Here is a 21,998-nt window from a genome sequence, read left to right as displayed (position 1 = left end):
GACAATATCAATTGTCTATATCGTGCAATTTTTAAACAATGTTGATACTCTGAATACATAGTAAAAAAGGAGGTCACATGGCACAAGCATTACTGCCCTTACGTGGCCATTGGTATAAGCGTTCAGACCTAAACACTATCTTTGAGGTCGTTGCGATTGACGACGATGATGGAACCATTGAAGTTCAGTACTTTGGTGGTGAGATTGAGGAACTAGACTTACATAGTTGGGAATTGCTTGAACTCAGTCAAGCAGCCCCGCCTGAAGACTGGAGCGGTGCATTAGAGGTAGACGACTATACCATTGGCGATGAACTCGAATTAGCGCCCGGCTCATTAGATGATGTGTTAAACATTATAGATTCGAATGACTATTAACAATTGAATTGACCACTAATCATTCAATTTCTTATCGTGAAAAGAGCATAAGCAGCTTTAGAACTGGTCATCCTCTGACCATTCGCTATAATCCGTAAAACAATAAATTACCCTCTTTTGTATGACAGAATCGTTTTCCACCTGGGCTGATGTACTAGCGGCAATAAAAAAACAAGATTTTTTCCAGAACCTCTTAGCGTTTGTGCAATCAGAGCAACAAGCTGGTAAAACTATTTACCCACCCAAAGACCACATATTTGCGGCATTGAAGCTGACAGACCTGAAAGATGTCAAAGTCGTCATCCTAGGCCAAGATCCCTATCACGGTGCCAATCAGGCCAACGGTTTATGCTTTTCAGTCCATCCTGATCAGCCTCTTCCCCCTTCACTGCGCAACATCTATAAAGAGCTGGCTGCCGATTTAAAGTGTCCACCACCGATTAACGGTGACTTAAGTCATTGGGCAAAACAGGGAGTACTACTTCTCAACACGGTGCTGACCGTGGAAGCTGGCCAGGCAAACTCCCATAAAGGTCGAGGCTGGGAAATCTTTACTGATGAGGTGATAAGAAGCCTCAACAAGGCCCCACAGCCCATTGTATTCCTGTTATGGGGTTCACAGGCCCAGGCCAAATCCAGCTTGATAAATAACCCTAAACACACTATCTTAAGCGCTCCGCATCCGTCGCCACTTTCGGCACACCGCGGTTTTTTTGGCTGTAAACATTTTTCAAAAACGAATCAAATACTTGTTGATAATAACCAAACACCGATAGAATGGACTTAGGCTCATCTTGAACAACAAGCAGAGCTGGCTTTGCCAAGGTAGATTTTATATAACTACATGAATAACCTTAGTATTAGTGCGCATTTGTAGCAAGGAATATAGAAACATTGATGGATTATGAACTGCTTTTTTAGGGCTTTTAAAAACACTTCCTTTCTGCTCATAGCTTTACTCCTATTTGCGGGCGGGTTTAGTTTTGCCTATTCAGCAGAGCCCCAAGTATCTAATGGCAGCAATGAGCCAATCCAAGAGAAAAAGCAAATCACTATAATTGCTCAGCACTTCTCCAGCCACTTCTCTAATATCGCAAAAAGTTTATCACTTTCCTCTTTATCAGACTCCTATCGAGTAGTGAACATGTCGCTAGCTGACTGGAAGCGCCAGCAACCTGACTCAGCGCTCATTATTAGCTTAGGACGTTCCCCACTAGAAGAGTTAGTTAAAACAGGACATCAGAAACCTATTTTAGCCGCAGTGATCACTTATCAGGACTTCAGAGAGATTGTAAAGCAAGAAGCAACTCCTAATGCATTAAGTGCAATCTTTTATGACCCAGACCCTCTAAGACAGATAACCTTAGGTAAGTTGCTGTTACCGCTTTCAGATGCTGTAGGCGTCATGCATTCAATGGAAACTCCTTTCTTTATTGAAGAATACCAAACCATCACCGAAGCCTTAGACTTATCATTGAACGCCATCCCACTAAAGCAAACAACAGAGGTCGCCATTCAATTCCCGAGACTAGTCCAAAAAGCAGACTTTATTATTGCTCAACCTGACCCAGTTATTTATAACAGTCAGACACTCCCTAGAGTCTTGTTAACCAGTTATCGACAAAGAAAAGTGGTTATAGGTTATTCAACTGGAGTCGTTAAAGCTGGCGCGGTAGCAACCACCTATACTACAGCTGAAATGCTGATAGATGATTTGGAGGAATCAGCTCAGGAAATATTAAATAATGAAACAGCTTCGTTCACCAGGCATAGTAAATATTATGATATCAGTTACAATCTAGAAGTAGCTCACTCACTAGGACTGGATATAGTTTCTAAAGAAGAACTAGAAGCAAAAATTGCAGAGTTGTATCCAGGAACCTAGAACGAGACCGCCCCACAATAAACAGGTATTGCCTTTGAGACGTTCAAAATATGTCAATCAATATAATCTGGCTTTTATAGTTGCAGTTATCACATTACTGTTACTTGCCAACTATCTGTTTACAAAGCTGACCCAAAAACAGCACTTTTATCAGCAACAAAACTTGAGCCAATCAATTCTGTCGAACCTGACGATTGAACTGGAATACGGCTTATCTTTTGGTAACAAAGTTGACTTGAAGAACTCATTGGAAGCACTAAGAGATAATAAGGGAGTAGCGATAATAACGGTTTATGACAACCAGAAAAACACTATGGCAGAACTGGATAACAGAGAGTCTTTATCCATTCCCGATGACGAAGAATTAATAGAAATAATCAAGCCGATCAACCAAAGCCCAAGTAGCTCACTCAGCGATTCGTTACTACTGAATGAAGAAATCCTTAAAAGTGTTAAGCTGGAGCGGCGCTTAGGCGAGGTCAGGCTGGGCATGACGCCACTTGCATACAGCCAAGTCTCTGAAGTTTTGCAAAACTATAGACTAGCGCTTAGCGGATCCATCATATTACTCATGGCCCTACTTTGGATCTATATGTACTATCGACTAAGCTACACCAGTCGAGTCATGAAAAAAATGACAGAGTCACTGAATAAGTCAGTCTTACCTCGGAATATACTTTATAATATTAAGACACGTGAAGCACAGGCATTAACAAAAGCCATTATTGATGTGTTCCTACACAACAAAAATCTTGAGCATCAATTAACTTTACTTAAGACAGAGGTGGCTCAAGCAAGAAAGGATGCCAACACTGAACTACAGGAATTTTTAGGCTTTTTATTAAAAAACCCCATAGAGCATGATGATGAAACTATTCAACTGTTTTATCAGTCTATTACTCAAGAAATGGGCGATAGGAAAAGCTCAATCTGGTCTAGAGACTTGCTCAAACAAGTCATCACTGAACTATCTAGCTTAGCAAAAAGTGAAAAGGTTATTATTTACGATAATTACGGTGGAGACCGCATTAATAGACAGGTGATTATTGATAAAGATAACTTTAAACGCTTTTTATTGTTATTACTGCAAGAGTTGGTAATCGTCTGCAAAGGCTATCAGTTAACGGTTTCTTTTGATCAAAGACAAGCACTTAATGATGCTACTGTATTACGTATTGCTATTGACTCTGACGCACCAAACTTTATTAAGGGACTCAACACACAGAGCCTGTTCCACTTCACACACGACGCACCGGTAACTTGTTATAGCAACAATATTCACCTAATTGCAGCGAAGCACCTGCTTAGAAAGTTTGGAGGGGAATATTTTTATTTCGAAAAAGAAATCAGGTTGGAAATCCCTGTGGCGACACTGGCTACCGACGAGCCGGAAGTTTGGACCGATAGCGTAAGCCCCATCGATACGAATATTAACGCCTTAATCTTCGACTCAGACCCTATAGATAAAATGGTATTAATGGGTTACCTGGAAAAGCTAGGCGTCATGACGGATAAAGCTTCAACGAAACAGGTTATTTTGCAAAAACTTCGCCATGAAAGGTTTGATGTAATCATGGTGAACTCTGACTTTTTTAGTGAACCGGATCCATTCTTTTTTACCAATCTTCTGAGCGAACTCGCTCAACAGGAAGAACCAACGAAAATACTTGTCATTAGCAGTGATAGCGATGTGCAGAGTAGCGAGCTCTTTAAATCTCTAAATGCCAGTTATATTGCAAAACCAATCGATATTCACGAACTAAAATCAATGCTTATTAAGCTATACACTGACTCAGACGATGAATAGTTTTCTGATATTGGTGTCTTATTTTCTCTTCATTTCGATGCACTCCATCGCTTACCTGGCACTCACCATTAACCCACACTGAGCGAATAGCGTCATTGCTAAACTGATGGTTAAAAATAAATGCATCAATCAATTGATGATCACTTTTTCCTAACAATGCGAAACTCTCAGGGTTTAGCTCAATAAAATCTGCTTTGTTGCCAACCTTAATACAGCCAGCATTACGGCCTAGTGATTGCGCCCCTGCTCCTGCTGCCTGTTGCCATAACCAGTAACCATTTGAACTATGCTCTTCCTCAACCATTACAGTACGCGACTGCTCCGCTAATCTTTGTTGATATTCAAGCCAACGTAACTCTTCCGCTGCATCAACCGAAATATGGCTATCACTTCCGACAGACCACCGGCCTTGATTTTTTTTGTATTCCAACATAGGAAAGAAACCATCACCAAGATTGGCTTCGGTTGTGGTACAAACTGCAACAACAGCATTGGACTGAGCAACCCTATGTGTTTCTTGCTGTGTCATGTGGGTAGCATGAACCAAACACCAGCGCTCATTCACATCAAGATTATCCAGCAACCATTCCACTGGTCGTTTGCTATGAAACACCAGGCAGTCATCCACCTCCTTCATTTGCTCAGCGATATGGATATGGACAGGTGCTTTGTCATTTAGAGTATTTAAATGGTCAATGGCGAAACTTAAGTCCTGTTGATTCACAGCACGAAGCGAATGTGGGGCTATGCCAAAAGACTGTTGATACTGCTCTGACAGCTTTGCCACATTATAAATCAATGTCGCATAAGCTTGTTGGTCATGGATAAAGCGCTTTTGGCCATCGTTAGGAGCCAGCTCACCAAAACCACTGTATCGATAAAATACAGGCAGTAGTGTTAGTCCTATGCCTGACTCTTTTGCTGACTCGAAGATCCGTTGCGACATTTCCGCAGGATTGTCGAAAGCAGCTCCGTTAGTGTTATGGTGTAGATAATGGAATTCGCCAACAGAGGTATAGCCAGCTTTCAGCATCTGCATATAGAGCGCCGACGCAATTGCTTGTAAATCTTCAGGTCTGATAGCATCGACAAAGCCATACATTGCCTGACGCCAGGTCCAGAAGCTATCGCCACCCTTGCCGCTTTTCTCGCCCAAGCCCGCCATCGCCCATTGAAAGGCATGCGAGTGGCTGTTGGGCAGGCCCGGAATCACACTGCCGTGCAACTGCTCGCCACAAAAATCAGAATCGAGTTGCGTGTCAGGTTTCAATTCTAAGATAACGCCATTACAATCTAGCTTGATTAAAACATCTTTGGCCCAGCCAGATTCAGTCAGAAGATGTTTGGCAAACAGTTGCTTGTCATTTTTTTCAGGCATAATAGCGTCAGTCCAGAGTTGAAAGTAAAGTCAAAAAGTTAAACGAGATCATAATATGAGCCAAGCAGAAACGAAACCCTTTGATTACCTTATTCATAATGTCAATCTGGCAACCATGACCAATGACAATGGTTATGGAGTCATCAACCATGCTTGCATTGGTGTCAAGTCAGGGATTATTCAGTTTGTTGGCACTCAAGAGCAGCTTACTCACCCTTCTGAGCTCGAACATAACACAGAAAACCTGATCAACGCCCATAACCAATGGCTAACCCCTGGGTTGATCGATTGCCATACTCACCTGGTTTATGGCGGCAATCGCGCTAATGAATTCGAGATGCGCTTAAACGGTGCTGATTATGCAGAAATCGCTAAAGCGGGGGGCGGTATTCTTTCTACTGTTCGAGCGACTCGTAGTGCTAGCGAGCAAAAGCTTTTTGATAGTGCTGCAAAGCGGTTGAAATCCTTATTAAAAGAAGGCCTGACCACGATCGAAATCAAATCCGGTTACGGCCTTGATACAGAGTCAGAAATTAAGATGCTAAAAGTTGCCAAACGACTGGGTAAAGAATTCCCAGTACGAGTGGCAACCACTTTTTTAGGAGCGCACGCATTGCCAGAAGAATATAAGGGACGCGGCGATGACTATATTGATTTAGTATGTAATGAAATGCTACCAACGATTGCTGAACTTGAACTGGCTGATGCTGTAGATGCCTTTTGTGAAAATATTGGCTTCAGCTATCAGCAGACACAAAAAGTGTTTGAAACGGCTAAACAGTTAGGCCTGCCGGTTAAGCTTCACGCCGAACAATTATCGGATCAGGCGGGTGCTGGACTCGCTGCAGACTATCATGCTCTTTCTGCCGATCATCTCGAGTACTTATCACAAGACTCCATTGATAAGATGGCTAAAAGTGGTACGGTTGCTGTGTTACTTCCCGGCGCGTTTTATTTCCTACGCGAAACCAAACTACCACCTATTCAAGCGCTTCGTAATGCCAATGTGCCAATGGCAATTGCAACGGATAGTAATCCCGGCACATCACCTGCAGAATCCATTTTGCTGATGCTCAATATGGCTTGTACCTTCTTTAGAATGACACCGCTTGAATCTCTACAAGGCGTAACCATCAATGCGGCAAAAGCACTTGGAATTGAAAAAGAAGTTGGTTCTATTGAGGTAGGTAAAAAAGCCGATATGGTATTGTGGGATATTGAGCACCCCAATCAGTTAAGTTACCAGCTTGGGGGTAGTAACTGGACACGAACTTTTAAGAGCTAAGCATCAAAAAATCAATATATCCATAAAAAAAAGAGCGCCTTGAGCGCTCTTTTTCATTGTTTGAATTAGCTAGGCCTAAGCTTAATAAAAGGCCTACTCTACAATTATGGCACCTTTCATCATGAAAGAGTGACCAGGGAAACTACAAATAAACTCGTAGGTACCCTTCTCTTTCAAAGTAAAGGTAATGGTATCGCTTTCACCGCCACCAATCACTTTAGTGTGGGCTAATACGCGGTCATCACCTTCAGGAATATAATCATTGGCTTTAGCCTGAATTGCAGCATTAGCGAATGCCTGAACGTCAGTGCCTGTTGCTAACACAACAAAGTTATGACCCATGACGTCCTTAGCCAGTTTACCGGTATGATTTAAGGTTAACTTAACTTCTTCGCCAGCTTTAACTTTAATTTCGCTGACGTCGAATTTCATAGCGTCATCGCTGTTTACAACAACGTCTTTCGCAAACAATGGCATAGCAAATAAAGCTAGAACAACTGTTAATAGAATCTTACGCATTTTGTCACCTTTTACGTTTGTTTAAACACGCATTTAGCATACCACTTTAGTGTGAACAAGACATGAATAAGACCACAGTTTCGCGGTATATCTTTTCATAAATAAATCAATATAGATTACTTTTGTTTATGCAAAGATAGGCTCAATTGCTCAAACAGTTTAGCAATAACTTTTTGCACATTCTGAGTCTTTGTTTTATCCAACAGCCGCTTCTGCTCATTAAGATAGGTAATCTGCGAAAGCTCAAGCTGCAAACAGTAAATTTGATTCTCTGGGTCAGCATAATGGCGAGTAATGTAACCCCCTTTGAAGCGACCATTGATGATTTTGCTATACTGTTGAGTATCGAAATTTTCTAATGCTTTTGTAAGCGGCTCATTAAGGGTTGCTCCGTTATTGGTGCCGAAGTTAAAGTCTGGTAACTGACCTTCAAAAAAGCGCGGTACTTCCGATTGGATGGTATGGGCTTCAAACAACAAACAAAAACCATGCTGTTGTTTGGCTTGCTTAATTAAGCGCACTAACTGGTCATGATAAGGTTGCCAATACAACTCAACCCGGCGCTTTATCTCTGCACTGGTCGGCAACTTTTCTTCGGTGTATAAAGGTTCGCGATCAAAATTACTGGTTGGACATAGCTCAGTATTATCAGCACCGGCGTAGAGAACTTCACCCGATTTATCACGATTCAAATCAATCAGGTAGCGAGAGTAATTGGCATTGATTCTAGTAATTCCCATCTCATCCAAAAAGCTATACAGATCAACCAGATACCAGTCAGTATCAGCACTGTCGTAAGCAGCAGGCTGCATTTGCTGGATAACATCGTTAGGAATAAATTGGCCATGGTGTGGCATAGAAACAATGATCGGGGAATGATACTCCTGACAGTCAAAGACGGGATAATCAGCAGCCTGCAACTTTAAGGTCGCCCTATCCAAAGCCAGTTTATCTGGCTCAACATAATTCGTTCGCGCTTGCTCAGAACCAATCACTTCTGGTGAGTAATAGATATTAAGTAGTGATTTGGCATCATTCATTAGGAAGCCACAACGTGCTTCAACCTCATCCCATGATTCACTGTTCAAATACCACTTTACCTGCAACAGATAATCAACGAAAAAATCAGTCAATGATCGATGGTACTTATCTTCTGCACCGAGCGCTTTAGTCAGCTTAATGAGTCCTTGATGGACTTTCTCACGAGCTATGTTAATCGAGTAATGATTAATGTAGAACCAGGCAACCCGTAAATGATTACGATGATTAAAGTCACTAGCCGCAATAGACTGGGCTTCAAATTGTTCTATTAACTTATTGATATTCATATGATTACTCGGATTACCTTCAAAATTTATTCAATTTCTGTTCCATTCTAACGCCTATTTTTTTCTCTGCAGTAGTTGCTTTTAAGCAGCGTTTTTGGTTGTATATACAACCTAGCATACAAGATTGTTTCTATTAGTCAAACTGACTCAGAGGAACATCAGAGAAAGAGTTAGCACAGACTGATCACTTATAAACAAAAAAGGTAATTGGGCGCCATCAATGACTGAACAGAATACTCGTCTTTATATCACGGTGAAAGAGTTTATTAAGCAAGGTATCGAGCAGCAACGCTGGAAAGAACACAAGCGTGTGCCTTCAGAAAATGAGCTGGTGGAAACCTGCAAAGTGAGCCGCATGACGGCACGTCGCGCTCTAGATGAACTCACCGAAGAAGGCGTTCTCTATCGCGTACAAGGCCGTGGCACTTTTGTAGCTCCGAAAAAGCTCTACTCTCCGATGCTCAAGATCCGCAACATTGCCGAAGAGATCATTGAGCGTGGTGGCGACTACTCCAATGAGCTTATTTTATTGCAACAAGAGCATTGCCCAACTCATCTACTGGATCGTTTCGAGCTTGAAGAAGGTGACAACATTTACCATTCGATCATGGTTCATAAAGATAATGACAAACCGATTCAAATTGAGCAGCGCTACGTGAACCCCAAAGCCGCACCCGATTATTTGAAACAGGATTATGCCAAAATCACTCCCAATGTTTATTTGTCAAAAGTAGCACCGCTAACTGAAGCGGAGCACCAGATAGAAGCACGTGAGGCAGACCCATTCATGCAAGTGACCTTAAAATTGCAAGAGAACGAGCCTGTTTTGTGTATCGATAGAGCAACCTGGTCAAACGATACTCTGGTCAGTTACAGCCAGCTTTATCATCCAGCGAGCCGTTTTCAAATTACCGGGCGCTTCAAAACCGAACATCAATTAACCGAGCTATAACACTCATTACAAGATTCGATAAAGAGGAATATGAATATGACTGACAAGAATCGTTTAGATCCCGATCGCGTCATTCGAGCGCCACATGGCACAACTCTCAACGCCAAATCATGGCTGACAGAAGCACCGCTTCGCATGCTAATGAATAACCTTGATCCTGATGTTGCCGAACACCCTCAAGGCTTAGTGGTTTATGGTGGTATCGGTCGCGCTGCTCGTAACTGGGAATGCTATGACAAGATTGTTGAAACCCTAAAGCGCTTGAATGATGATGAGACCTTATTGGTTCAATCTGGCAAACCGGTGGGAGTATTTAAAACCCATAGCGATGCACCACGAGTGTTAATTGCTAACTCAAATCTAGTCCCACACTGGGCTAACTGGGAGCACTTTAACGAGCTCGATAAGAAAGGCTTAATGATGTATGGCCAGATGACTGCCGGCTCTTGGATTTACATTGGTAGCCAGGGCATTGTACAAGGCACCTACGAAACCTTTGTCGAAGCCGGTCGTCAGCATTTTGATGGCACTACAGGTGGCAAATGGATCTTAACCGGTGGTCTTGGCGGTATGGGTGGCGCACAGCCGCTAGCTGCAACTATGGCAGGTTACAGCATGATTGCTGTTGAGTGTGATGAGACTCGAATTGACTTTCGCATCCGTACTGGTTATGTCGACAAAAAAGCGACCAGTGTGGATGAAGCCATCGCTCAATTAAACGAAGCACTTGATAAAGGCCAGGCTATTTCAATTGGCCTATTAGGCAATGCGGCAGATGTATTCCCAGAATTGCATAAACGTGGAATCAAGCCTGATCTGGTCACTGACCAAACTTCGGCGCATGATCCGGTTAATGGCTATTTGCCGATTGGCTGGACGGTTGAAGAGTGGCGCCAAGAAGCGCAAGCTAATCCTGAGCGTGTCAGTAAAGAAGCAAAGAAATCGATGGCGGTTCAGGTGCAGGCCATGTTGGATTTTTATCATGACGGCATCCCAACGGTCGACTATGGCAATAACATTCGCCAGATGGCGTTGGAAGAAGGCGTTAACAATGCCTTTGATTTCCCTGGCTTTGTTCCAGCTTATATCCGCCCTCTTTTCTGCCGAGGTGTTGGTCCATTCCGTTGGGCAGCCCTTTCCGGTGACCCGGAAGATATTTATAAAACTGATCAGAAGGTAAAAGAAATTATTGCCGATGATCCACACTTGCATAACTGGCTGGATATGGCTCGTGAACGCATTCAATTCCAGGGCTTACCCGCGCGCATTTGTTGGGTTGGTCTTGGCCTGCGCCACAAACTTGGTCTAGCTTTTAATGAGATGGTTCGTACCGGTGAATTGAAAGCTCCTGTAGTGATTGGCCGTGACCACTTAGACTCGGGATCAGTGGCTAGCCCTAACCGTGAAACAGAAGGCATGATGGATGGCTCTGATGCCGTATCCGATTGGCCATTATTGAACGCCATGCTCAATGTGGCTGGTGGCGCAACCTGGGTGTCTCTACATCACGGTGGCGGTGTTGGTATGGGCTTCTCGCAACACTCCGGAGTTGTCATCTGTTGCGACGGCAGCGAAGAAGCCGATAAGCGAATTGAGCGAGTGTTATTTAACGATCCTGCAACTGGCGTTATGCGCCATGCAGATGCAGGGTACGATATCGCCATTAATTGCGCCAAAGAGCAGGGTTTAGACCTACCTATGCTTAACAACAAGAATTCATAAGAGGTTCTAAAATGCATCAATTTACACTAACGCCTGGCGAGCTTTCATTAGCAGACTGCCGTGCAATCTATCAAGAACCAGTTTCCATTAAGTTGAGTGAAAACTTTTATCCGGTCATCGATCGTGCCGCACAAACGGTGGCTGACGTCATCAAGAATGATGAAACCGTTTACGGTATTAATACAGGTTTTGGCTTATTGGCCTCAACCCGTATTCCAAAAGAAAAACTGGAACTGTTACAGGAAAGCCTAGTGCTTTCTCACGCCGCAGGCATTGGTGAGTTACTACCAGACAATGTCGTACGCTTGTTGATGGTATTAAAACTCTCTAGCTTAGCTCAAGGCCATTCTGGCGTCCGTCGTGAAACCGTCGATGCGCTGATTAGCTTGGTGAGTCACGAAGTCTATCCCTGTATTCCTGAAAAAGGCTCGGTAGGTGCATCAGGTGATTTGGCGCCACTGGCCCATATGAGCTGTACACTAATCGGGGTTGGCGAAGTTCGCCATCAGGGCAAAATCATTTCTGCAGTTGAAGGCCTAAAAGTTGCTGGACTGACTCCTCTCACATTAGGCGCCAAAGAAGGGCTGGCTTTATTGAACGGCACACAGTGCTCAACGGCATTGGCACTTGCTGGCTTGTTCGGTGCTGAGAATAACTTTGCCGCCGCGATAGTCGCCGGCGGCCTTTCAGTTGATGCGGTTATGGGAAGCGTTGCACCTTTTGATGCTCGTATTCATGAGGTTCGCGGTCATAAAGGACAGCAACAGGTGGCATTGAGCCTGCTAAACCTGATCAAAGGCAGCGAAATCAACGAGTCACATGAAGACTGCGAAAAGGTCCAGGATCCCTACTCGCTTCGCTGCCAACCCCAGGTCATGGGGGCTGCGCTTGACCACATGCGTTTTGCGGCATCGGTCTTACTCACTGAGGCAAATGCGGTTTCAGACAATCCGCTTGTATTCCCTGATGAAGGAGACATTATCTCTGGCGGTAACTTCCATGCCGAGCCAGTAGCAATAACATCTGATTTATTGGCGATTGTCATTTCAGAAATTGGTGCCATTGTAGAACGTCGAATTGCTTTGATGCTTGATAAGCACCTGAGTGGACTGCCAGCATTCCTGGTACAGGATGGCGGTGTCAATTCTGGCTTTATGATTGCTCAAGTTACTGCAGCCGCCTTAGCCTCGGAAAACAAGACACTGGCTCATCCTGCATCGGTAGATAGCTTGCCAACGTCAGCCAACCAGGAGGACCATGTGTCGATGGCTACCTTTGCTGCGCGCCGGTTACGCGATATGAATTTCAATACTGCCGGTGTCATCGCCGTTGAGCTGCTTTCCGCTGCTCAAGGCATTGATTTCAGAGCACCACTAAAAACCTCGCCGCGCTTACAAAAAGCCTATGACGCTATTCGTGTAAAGGTGTCGTATTATGAGAAAGACCGTCATTTTGGCCCAGATATTGAAGCGATAAAATCGCTGATTGATCAAGGTGTATTTAATGATATGGTTAGTGAGCTAGAGCTGCCTAGCATCCAATAGACCGACGCACTGAGCAGAAAATGCAAAGGCGCTCTGTTACGAGCGCCATTTGCTCTGCTTTACTATCGCTATGTTAGTAAACTGGTGGGATAACTTCTTTATATTGAATGTCATAAACAATTACTCGCTGAAGCTAGCCAATCCTAGCGACACTTCTGCAATTCTACGTCGAGCCTGACTTAAATATTTAGCAAATTTCTGATTCTCTTTTAACTCGCTGAACTCTTCAGATTCATAAAGCTCTATCACTTGTAACTTCTGTTCGGTAAATTCATCCGGCAAATAATCCACCCCGACTTTACACCAGGCCATGCCTTTCAGACGCAAGTCCTCTGGGTGGCCTTTACCTTGAACAAATTTACAAATAGAAGTGATTTGACTCGCCATCTGGGAGTCAATTTTCAGAACGTTAGCTTGTGCGTTGAGTGATATCAAAAACATCACAACAACCATTAAAACAGATCGTTTCATACGGGCATTTGCTATATGGTTTTCAGCCCGTTAAAACAAATAGCTAACGAGCCAGGGTTATTGTTCTAAAACTACTTTGTAATTGACTTCAACCTCATGCTTAACCCAATCAGGGTTCTTCCAAGCACCAAGTCCAAGCTTAAAATCGAGTCGGTTTAATGTATAGTCTCCTGACAATTCTATCAAGCGACCCAGTTCCACATAATTCATGAACAGGGTCACAGGTTGCTCAATTCCTTTGAGGGTAAGTAAGCCTTCAACCTTATATTTCCCCTCGCTTTCGAGTTCAATTTTATTGCTGACAAATATACCTTTTGGCGTATTTTCAACATCGAACCAATTGCTTTTTTTGAGCATCCCGTCACGCTTTTCGCTACCACTTTCGACGCTCGCCAAATCCACCTCAACTCGAATGGAGCTGGCTTCCAAATTGTCCTTGTCAAACACGATAACTGGGGTAAAAGTTTGGAACTCCCCTTTAAATTCAGTCTTCTTGTTCTGAACACCACTAAACTTAATATAGCTATCGGCCGCTATGACTTTCAGCGACTCATTGGCTGAAAGGCAACTGGCGAATAAAATACTCGAAAGCAATAATACAGTCATTGGCAACTTATTAAGAAACACCATAACACCTCAATTTCAATTCATTTGTTGGCCGTAGTAACCCTTTTCAGTTACTCTGGCGTTTATATGGACACGATTACAACATAAGGTAATGAGTATGAAAATAACATCAAACACAAAGTCACTATTACTTGAGCGTATAGCTTCTAAAAGGATAGCAGCTATAAGAGTCGTCCCAGCCGTCATAGCTCTTGCCCTATTGGGATGCAACTCGGACGCTGTTGCCGAGGAGCAAGATGCCGTCACCATTTATAGCAGTGCTCAGCCAGGCGCCATTGACCCAGACCTATATCGTCCCATACCAGGACAAAATAGAGGTCATTACACCGTACCGGGCTATGGAGTGGTTAAATCCACTCGCAACTATCAGCTCGACAAAGGTCAGAATAGCCTACAAGTCACGGATGTAGCGGCCTTTATTGATCCTACAACCGTATCATTTCGCTCATTAAACAATAAGCATACTCGGGTACTGGAACAAAGCTACCAATTTGATTTGGTTAACGGACATCAACTCTTGCAACGCTTTATCGGCAAAACCATTACTGTCCAACAAAGTTCTGGTGATGAGTTAGTTGAAATTAAAGGCGAGCTGCTAAGCGCTGATGGCAACTTGGTCATCAAAACCGACAAGGGGAATATTCAGACCCTTAGCTATTACACCAATATTATCTTTCCCGACCTTCCCGAAGGTCTGCTGACAAAACCGACTCTCATCTGGGACCTCTACTCCCCTGCTTCCGGCGAGCAAACCATTGAGCTCAGTTATCAAACTGAAGGCATGACCTGGTGGACGGATTACAATATTACCTATGATGAGTCTGACACTTGCAAGATGGACTTATCCAGCTGGGTTAGCATTATCAATCAGTCAGGAGCCAGCTTTAACAATGCAAAGCTTAAATTGATTGCCGGCGATGTTAATCGCGCACAACAAAATGAGCCTCTTAGAGTGATGTCCTCGCGCGTTGCGGAAGAAGCAATGATGGACAAAGGTTTCGAACAAAAAGCTTTTTTTGAGTATCACCTATACACCTTAGGACGCCCTGCTGACTTAGCCAACAATTCCACAAAGCAACTAGAATTATTCCCTTCAGTTAAAGATGTTCAATGTAATAAAGAATTAGTGTTTGACGCTTCCAGTCAGTTCTATAGCTATTATGGAATGAATACTAACGAAGGTTACGGCAAAAACTCTTCTGGAGACGTTAACGTCTATTTAAGGTTTGCTAACGAAGAAAAAAATGCTTTAGGCATACCTTTACCAGCTGGCAGAATTCGAGTTAATCAACGTGATACTGATGGTAGTCTTGAGTTTATCGGTGAAGATATTATTGATCACACACCAAAGAATGAAGACGTGCTAATCAAAGTCGGGAATGCTTTCGATATTAAAGGCGAGCGAAAACAAACAGACTATAAGATTGATACCAGTGGTAAAGAACTTACTGAAAGCTTTGAGATTACGGTGAAGAATCATAAAGATGAAACCGTTGAAGTGGTTGTCAGAGAAAACCTCTATCGATGGACAAACTGGAACATTACACGTAAATCTCATGACTATAAAAAGCAAGACTCGCGCCATGTTCACTTTAACGTCAAAGTACCGGCTAATGGGGAAACTAAAGTAACTTATACTGTTGAATACAGTTGGTAAGCAACACAGCGGATAAAAAAAGCCACGGTAACAGCCGTGGCTTTTTTTTACAGGTTTAATGAGAGTTAAATAAATTTACTCTGCGTCTAACTTGGCCTTGTCACCCGCCTTAATGATTGAAATATTATCCATCTTAATATGACGACGGAAGGCTTCGTTCACATCCTTAAGGGTTAAAGCTTTAAGTTTCTCTTCGTATTCCTTCGACCACTCCATAGTGCGGTCAAGATCAAGATTACCGGCCAAGGTGCTGACTAAGCGTGAATCTTTAGAGCGATCGATACGGTTATTCTGTAAAACACCGTCACGCGCTTTATCTAGCTCTTCTTGAGTAAAGCCATCTTTTAATACACGCTCAAGTTCTTCTTTAAAACCGAGCTCAACGCGTGGTAAGTTCTCTGGCGCAGAAATTGCGTAAGCGCCAAATAAAGCATTTTCATCTTCAGAGCTAGCTCTAAAGAATGAGCCGGCACCATAACTCAAGCCGTCTTTTTGGCGAAGTCGAGTTGCTAAACGACTGTTTAAAAAACCGCCACCAAAGATTTCGTTGGCCATCTCTAGTGCAGGATAATCTGGGTGTTGATCACTTAGTGCAATTTTAGTCATTGCAGCAAACGCAGCACCAGCTTTGTCTGGAGTATCAATAAATTTATTGATAGCTTCAACATCAGCTACACTTTGTTTGATGCGCTGATAGTCAACATCAGCATTCCAGTCACCTAAAATATCATCTAATTGCTGTTGTAACGATATCTGATCAAAATCTCCAACTACCGCAATATCAGCATCCGAAGCACCCATGAAATTAGAGTGGAAACTCTTCAAACTATCGACATCAACAGCTTTAATCGCTTCAATTTGCTCGTCAATGCTCATACTGTAAAGCGGATGGCTTGGATCGTAGGGATTTAAGTGTTGGCTTAATTGTCTAAACACTTGCGACTGAGGCTGTTGCTTTTGCTGTTCAAGAGCAACGACTTGTTGCTTTTTAAGAATTTCCAATTCTTTGGCATCAAACGAAGGCTTCTTAAGAACTTCTTCAACCAGTGATAACACTTTGGGTAGGTTTTCTTTCACGGTTTGGATACGCACTGAAGTGCTAGTGGTACCACCGGAAACACTGACATTAGCTTTGAGACGGTCAAACTCTGCTTGTAGCTCTTCACGAGTATGTTTATCAGTACCACGCATTAACATGCTCGAAGTGAGCGATGGAACAACACCAACATTACGTAAGTCTTGAAGGTTACCAATATCAAGTTTGACAGTCATAACCACAGACCCGCCACGAGTTTTCTTAGGCAAATAGACAACTTTAGCGTCATTAGATAATGTTGTGCGTTCACTGCGTGCATCAATATTGGCATAAGAAGCATCAAAATCTTCACCCTGTGCTACAGCTTCACGGCCTGTATAGCCTTCCAACATTTTCTGAACATCTTCTTTGTTCAGTCTTGCAATAGAATCTGCACGATCAGGCTTTTCTTCAGGAATAAACAAGGCTAATGTGCGGTTATCATTTACAAGATATTCCTCTGCTGCTTTTTGGACATCTTCAACAGTTACTGCTTCTAATCGATCACGGTTTAAGAATAGTAAACGCCAGTCGCCCATACCCACCCATTCAGTCAATTGAAGTGCGACACTTTGAGTATTATTGAAGCTCAACTCAATACCTTTTAATAGTTTGATTTTTGCACGCTCAACTTCTTCTTCAGTAATTGGATTTTCCGCAACACCTTCTAAAACGTTAACAAAAGCTTCTTCGGTCTTAGCAAGGTCTTTATCTTTTGCGACCTGAGCCATAAACAACAAAGCACCCGGCTCTGCCAATTGGAAAGCGAAACCACCCGCAGAAGCGGCTAGGTCATTCTCAACTAACTCTTTACGAAGACGGCCAGTTTGTGAGTCACCCATGATTTGTGATAACACTTGAACTGCCGCAAAATCTTCGTGTGGGCCAGCCGGAGTTTTAAACAAACCACCAACTACCTGTACATCACCAGTACGACGGATGGTTACTTTTCGCTCACCATCCTGAATCGGCTCTTCGGTATATAACTCAGGCAGTTGACGTTTTGGCTTTTTAATGTCACCAAAATATTTGTCAACCTTCTTGATAGTGGCTTCTTCGTCAATCTTGCCGGCAATGATCAAAGTAGCATTGTCTGGTTGATAGTACTTTTTATAGAAACCTTGAAGATTGGTAATATCAACATTTTCAAGGTCAGAACGAGCACCGATAGTTGATTTACCGTAGTTGTGCCAATCATAGCCAACAGCCATCAAGCGCTGCATTAAAACGCGAACCGGACTATTCTCACCATTCTCAAGCTCATTACGAACAACTGTCATTTCACTGTCTAAGTCTTTCTTGGCGATGAATGAGTTGATCATACGGTCAGCTTCAAGATCCAGTGCCCAGTTTAAATTGTCTTCTGTAGCCGCAAATGTTTCGTAATAGTTAGTGCGATCAAGCCAGGTGGTACCGTTTGGCTCGGCGCCGCGCTCACTCAACTCTTGAGGGATATCTTTATGATTTGGTGTACCTTTAAAAACCAGGTGCTCAAGCAGGTGAGCCATACCTGTTTCACCATAATTTTCATGCTTTGAACCCACATGGTAGGTGATATTAACGGTAATTGATTCCTGAGTCTGATCAGGAAACAGTAATACCTGTAAGCCATTATCAAGACGATATTCAGAAATACCTTCAACCGTAGTAACTTTTTCTACGCCTTTAGGTAGTTTCGCAAAAGCAACAGTAACACTGGATATAAGCACCAGAGCTAAAGCAGCTGTTTTTAATTTTAGAGTCATATATCCCTCTTAATTTTCAATAACTATAAGACAGTCCAATACAAGCACGGAGTATCCATAAAAGTGGTGTAACTGTGTAGTGGCTATTTGTTAATAAGTATTACATTTTTTACTACAAATCTTACAGATACAAAAAAGCCGCTCAAGATGTCCTGAGCGGCTTTAATTTCAAGCGGTTAGCTAATTACCAGCCTGTCACTTCTTTCAGTCCATTACCGATATCAGCTAATGAACGAACAGTCTTCACACCTGCATCTTCAAGGGCAGCAAACTTTTCGGCAGCTGTACCTTTACCACCAGCAATGATAGCACCAGCATGGCCCATACGCTTGCCTGGAGGCGCAGTTACACCTGCAATGTATGAAACTACAGGTTTGGTAACATTGTCTTTAATGAAGGCTGCAGCTTCTTCTTCTGCAGAACCACCAATCTCACCAATCATAACAATTGCTTCAGTTGCAGGGTCATCCTGGAACATCTTTAAAATATCAATGAAGTTTGAGCCAGGAATTGGATCCCCGCCGATACCGACGCAAGTCGATTGACCAAAACCAAAGTCAGTGGTTTGTTTAACGGCTTCATAAGTCAAAGTACCTGAGCGAGAAACGATACCGACTTTACCTGGCAAATGGATGTGGCCAGGCATGATACCAATCTTACACTCTCCCGGGGTGATAACACCCGGACAGTTAGGACCAATCAAACGCACGCCCAAATTGTCACAAACAATCTTAGCTTCAAGCATATCCATAGTTGGAATGCCTTCAGTGATACAAACAACTAGCTTAATACCGCCGTTTGCAGCTTCTAAAATTGAATCTTTGCAGAAAGGTGCTGGCACATAAATAACTGAAGCTTCTGCACCGGTTGCCTCAACAGCATCTTTAACAGTATTAAATACCGGCAAGCCCAGGTGAGTTTGACCACCTTTTCCAGGAGTTACGCCACCAACCATGTTAGTGCCGTATTCGATCGCTTGTTCAGTATGGAAAGTACCCTGTGAACCAGTAATACCCTGACAAATAACCTTAGTGTCTTTATTGATTAAAATACTCATTATTTGTCCTCCGCTGCAGCAACTACTTTTTTCGCTGCGTCAGTTAAGCTTTCTGCTGCGATGATGTTCAAACCGGATTCAGCAAGAACTTTTGTACCTAACTCAGCGTTGTTACCTTCAAGGCGAACAACAACTGGAGCTTTAACACCCACTTCTTTAACCGCACCGATAATACCTTCAGCAATCAAGTCACAACGAACGATACCACCAAAGATATTAACCAATACAGCCTTTACGTTTGAGTCTGAGAGGATAATCTTAAATGCTTCCGTAACACGTTCTTTAGTAGCGCCGCCACCAACATCCAGGAAGTTCGCAGGTTCGCCACCATGCAATTTAATGATATCCATAGTCCCCATCGCTAGGCCAGCTCCATTAACCATACAGCCGATGTTGCCATCAAGTGCTACATAGTTAAGCTCGAACTTAGCTGCATGAGCTTCACGCTCATCTTCTTGTGAAGGATCGTGCATTTCAGACAATTTAGGATGGCGGTACATTGCGTTACCATCAATATTGATTTTGGCATCAAGGCAATGCAAATCGCCATCTTCTTTAATAACCAAAGGGTTGATTTCAAGAAGCGCTAAATCTTTTTCTACAAACATCTTAGCAAGCTGCAAGAAGATATGAGTAAATTGCTTAACTTGTTTACCTTCCAAGCCTAACTTGAATGCAAGTTCACGGCCTTGGTAAGGTTGCGCGCCAACTAATGGATCGATGGTTGCTTTAAGAATCTTCTCAGGAGTTTCCTCTGCAACTTTCTCGATTTCAACACCACCTTCAGTTGAAGCCATGAATACAACGCGACGGCTTGAACGGTCAACGACGGCACCCAAGTAAAGTTCTTGAGCGATGTCGGTACACTCTTCAACCAAAATCTTGCTAACTGGCTGACCGTTAGCATCAGTTTGATAAGTAACCAAATTTTTACCAAGCCATTGCTTCGCAAAATCTTTAACTTCTTCTTTGGTCTTGACAAGTTTTACACCACCAGCCTTACCACGACCACCGGCATGTACCTGGGCTTTAACCACCCACACATTGCCGCCAATGCGACCAGCTGCTTCAAATGCAGACTGAGGATTATCAACTGCGTAACCCTCGGATACTGGTAAACCATACTCTTTAAAAAGCTGTTTACCTTGATACTCATGTAGGTTCATGTTTATGTTCCTATTGCTTTGGCATAAGTGCTTTTATAAGCACATAAAATTTAAAAACTTAGGGTGATTAAAAACACCAATGCCGAACCTAGGTTCGGCATCAGCGCTTATATTCTGGAATTTACAAATCCAGTAACATACGAGCTGGGTCTTCAATGAATTCTTTAATCGTTTTCAAGAAGCCTACAGACTCGCGTCCATCAATAATTCTATGGTCATAAGATAGCGCGACGTTCATCATTGGACGAATCACAATCTCACCATTGATAACCACAGGACGATCTTCCATACGGTTCATACCAAGAATGGCGCTTTGCGGTGGGTTGATAATTGGCGTAGCCATCAATGACCCGAATACACCACCGTTGGAAATGGTAAATGTACCGCCAGTCATATCTTCAACTGTCAGCTTGTTATCACGAGCTTTTTCACCAAACTCACGAATCTTAGCTTCAATTTCAGCAAGACTCATAGTGTCTGCATCACGCAAAACTGGCACCACCAAGCCGCGTGGAGAAGAAACGGCAACACCTATATCGTAAAAACCATGATAAACAATATCATCGCCATCGATTGATGCGTTGACTGCCGGGTAACGCTTAAGTGCTTCAACGGTAGCTTTCACGAAGAAAGACATAAAGCCTAAACGCGTACCATGAACTTTCTCAAACTGTTCTTTGTAACGCGCGCGTAACTCAACCACTTCTTTCATGTTGATATCATTAAAAGTGGTTAGAATTGCCGCAGTATGCTGTGCTTCAACCAAACGCTCAGCAATGCGTTTACGAAGACGCGTCATTGGCACGCGTTTCTCTTCGCGTAAGCCTGCTGATACAGGCGCAGAACCAGAATCTTTCTTGCTCTCAGATGATTTAGCAGAAGCCCCACCATCTTTGATGAATTTCTCAACGTCTTCTTTAGTTAAGCGACCACCTTTTCCACTTGCTGGAATCTGCTTAGGATCAAGGTTATGCTCAGCAACCAAACGACGTACTGCAGGTGATAGAACGTCCAGGTCTGCAGAAGAAGTTTCTTCTTTATCAGATTTCGCTTCTTCTTTTTTATCGTCTTTCTTGCTTTCGTTTGAAGAGTCGTCTTTCTTGTCATCGCTGCTATCAGCTTTAGCATCACCTGATGCACCCGCTTCAAACTTTGCAATAGCCTCTTCTTGAAGCACTGTGTCACCCTCTTCTTTGATGATTTCAGAAATCACACCATCATCAGGAGCAACAACCTCAAGAACGACTTTATCCGTTTCAATATCAACCAAGTTTTGGTCACGTGATACAGACTCACCTGGCTTCACATGCCATGTAGCAATAGTAGCGTCTGCTACTGACTCAGGTAACACAGGAACTTTAATTTCGATAGCCATGTTTTAACCTTTTACCTTACCTAAATAA

Annotated in this window: 18 protein-coding genes; 9 read left to right on the top strand and 9 right to left on the bottom strand. The window is 43.0% G+C overall.

Annotated features, from left to right (window positions below; translation table 11 throughout):
- Positions 1 to 77 precede the first annotated feature (77 nt).
- From ACN0VI_RS07145 to ACN0VI_RS07130, 4 genes are all read left to right on the top strand, one after another.
- The gene (locus ACN0VI_RS07145) at positions 78 to 377 is read left to right on the top strand and encodes a DUF6763 family protein (RefSeq protein WP_331890610.1); all 300 of its coding nucleotides are present in this window, start codon (positions 78 to 80) and stop codon (positions 375 to 377) included.
- Positions 378 to 498: 121 nt separating this feature from the next.
- The gene (gene ung / locus ACN0VI_RS07140; protein ID WP_417446257.1) at positions 499 to 1,164 is read left to right on the top strand and encodes a uracil-DNA glycosylase; all 666 of its coding nucleotides are present in this window, start codon (positions 499 to 501) and stop codon (positions 1,162 to 1,164) included.
- Between the two features lie 357 nt (positions 1,165 to 1,521).
- Entirely contained in the window at positions 1,522 to 2,262 is a 741-nt protein-coding gene (locus ACN0VI_RS07135) for an ABC transporter substrate binding protein (protein ID WP_331890608.1), read from the top strand.
- A gap of 34 nt (positions 2,263 to 2,296) precedes the next feature.
- Positions 2,297 to 4,069: a response regulator receiver protein gene (locus ACN0VI_RS07130; protein ID WP_417446256.1), complete on the top strand. Its 1,773-nt coding sequence runs from the start codon at positions 2,297 to 2,299 to the stop codon at positions 4,067 to 4,069.
- Here ACN0VI_RS07130 and ACN0VI_RS07125 read toward each other — a convergent pair.
- Positions 4,038 to 5,447: a formimidoylglutamate deiminase gene (locus ACN0VI_RS07125; protein WP_417446255.1), complete on the bottom strand. Its 1,410-nt coding sequence runs from the start codon at positions 5,445 to 5,447 to the stop codon at positions 4,038 to 4,040. The two genes, ACN0VI_RS07130 and ACN0VI_RS07125, sit on opposite strands and share 32 nt — an antisense overlap.
- Before the next feature lie 55 nt (positions 5,448 to 5,502).
- Between ACN0VI_RS07125 and hutI the strand changes: the two genes are divergently transcribed.
- Complete coding sequence (gene hutI / locus ACN0VI_RS07120) at positions 5,503 to 6,732, top strand: imidazolonepropionase (RefSeq protein WP_417446254.1); 1,230 nt, start codon at positions 5,503 to 5,505, stop codon at positions 6,730 to 6,732.
- Positions 6,733 to 6,825: 93 nt separating this feature from the next.
- Here the strand turns inward: hutI and azu are convergent, their stop codons facing one another.
- On the bottom strand, positions 6,826 to 7,251 hold the full coding sequence (gene azu, locus ACN0VI_RS07115; RefSeq protein ID WP_417446253.1) for an azurin: 426 nt from the start codon (positions 7,249 to 7,251) through the stop codon (positions 6,826 to 6,828).
- 116 nt (positions 7,252 to 7,367) lie between these two features.
- Positions 7,368 to 8,579, bottom strand: coding sequence for an N-formylglutamate amidohydrolase (locus ACN0VI_RS07110; RefSeq protein ID WP_417446252.1), 1,212 nt, complete (start codon positions 8,577 to 8,579; stop codon positions 7,368 to 7,370).
- Positions 8,580 to 8,799: 220 nt separating this feature from the next.
- On the opposite strand from ACN0VI_RS07110, the gene hutC reads away from it, so the two are divergent.
- Genes hutC through hutH form a run of 3 tightly spaced genes read left to right on the top strand, consistent with a single transcriptional unit; the run spans position 8,800 to position 12,797 of the window.
- Positions 8,800 to 9,531: a histidine utilization repressor gene (hutC, locus tag ACN0VI_RS07105; RefSeq protein ID WP_331890599.1), complete on the top strand. Its 732-nt coding sequence runs from the start codon at positions 8,800 to 8,802 to the stop codon at positions 9,529 to 9,531.
- A 36-nt stretch (positions 9,532 to 9,567) separates the two neighbouring features.
- On the top strand, positions 9,568 to 11,253 hold the full coding sequence (hutU, locus tag ACN0VI_RS07100; RefSeq protein WP_417446251.1) for a urocanate hydratase: 1,686 nt from the start codon (positions 9,568 to 9,570) through the stop codon (positions 11,251 to 11,253).
- A gap of 11 nt (positions 11,254 to 11,264) precedes the next feature.
- Entirely contained in the window at positions 11,265 to 12,797 is a 1,533-nt protein-coding gene (hutH, locus tag ACN0VI_RS07095; RefSeq protein ID WP_331891753.1) for a histidine ammonia-lyase, read from the top strand.
- Positions 12,798 to 12,917: 120 nt separating this feature from the next.
- Here hutH and ACN0VI_RS07090 read toward each other — a convergent pair whose 3' ends face one another.
- Positions 12,918 to 13,268, bottom strand: coding sequence for a hypothetical protein (locus ACN0VI_RS07090; RefSeq protein WP_331891754.1), 351 nt, complete (start codon positions 13,266 to 13,268; stop codon positions 12,918 to 12,920).
- Between the two features lie 57 nt (positions 13,269 to 13,325).
- The gene (locus ACN0VI_RS07085) at positions 13,326 to 13,898 is read right to left on the bottom strand and encodes a YceI family protein (RefSeq protein WP_417446250.1); all 573 of its coding nucleotides are present in this window, start codon (positions 13,896 to 13,898) and stop codon (positions 13,326 to 13,328) included.
- A 94-nt stretch (positions 13,899 to 13,992) separates the two neighbouring features.
- On the opposite strand from ACN0VI_RS07085, the gene ACN0VI_RS07080 reads away from it, so the two are divergent.
- Positions 13,993 to 15,552, top strand: a complete 1,560-nt coding sequence (locus ACN0VI_RS07080) for a DUF4139 domain-containing protein (RefSeq protein WP_417446249.1) — start codon at positions 13,993 to 13,995, stop codon at positions 15,550 to 15,552.
- A gap of 75 nt (positions 15,553 to 15,627) precedes the next feature.
- Here the strand turns inward: ACN0VI_RS07080 and ACN0VI_RS07075 are convergent, their stop codons facing one another.
- The 4 genes from ACN0VI_RS07075 to odhB form a co-directional block, all read right to left on the bottom strand.
- The gene (locus tag ACN0VI_RS07075; protein ID WP_417446248.1) at positions 15,628 to 18,372 is read right to left on the bottom strand and encodes a M16 family metallopeptidase; all 2,745 of its coding nucleotides are present in this window, start codon (positions 18,370 to 18,372) and stop codon (positions 15,628 to 15,630) included.
- Positions 18,373 to 18,556: 184 nt separating this feature from the next.
- Positions 18,557 to 19,429: a succinate--CoA ligase subunit alpha gene (gene sucD / locus ACN0VI_RS07070; RefSeq protein ID WP_331890524.1), complete on the bottom strand. Its 873-nt coding sequence runs from the start codon at positions 19,427 to 19,429 to the stop codon at positions 18,557 to 18,559.
- Entirely contained in the window at positions 19,429 to 20,595 is a 1,167-nt protein-coding gene (gene sucC, locus ACN0VI_RS07065; protein ID WP_331890526.1) for an ADP-forming succinate--CoA ligase subunit beta, read from the bottom strand. Before sucC ends, sucD begins: the two co-directional genes overlap by 1 nt.
- 121 nt (positions 20,596 to 20,716) lie before the next feature.
- On the bottom strand, positions 20,717 to 21,970 hold the full coding sequence (gene odhB, locus ACN0VI_RS07060) for a 2-oxoglutarate dehydrogenase complex dihydrolipoyllysine-residue succinyltransferase (RefSeq protein WP_331890528.1): 1,254 nt from the start codon (positions 21,968 to 21,970) through the stop codon (positions 20,717 to 20,719).
- Between the last annotated feature and the right edge of the window lie 28 nt (positions 21,971 to 21,998).

Origin of the sequence: Kangiella sp., assembly GCF_048265365.1 — a bacterium.
Lineage (GTDB): Bacteria > Pseudomonadota > Gammaproteobacteria > Enterobacterales > Kangiellaceae > Kangiella.
This window is presented reverse-complemented; position numbering and strand designations above follow the sequence as displayed.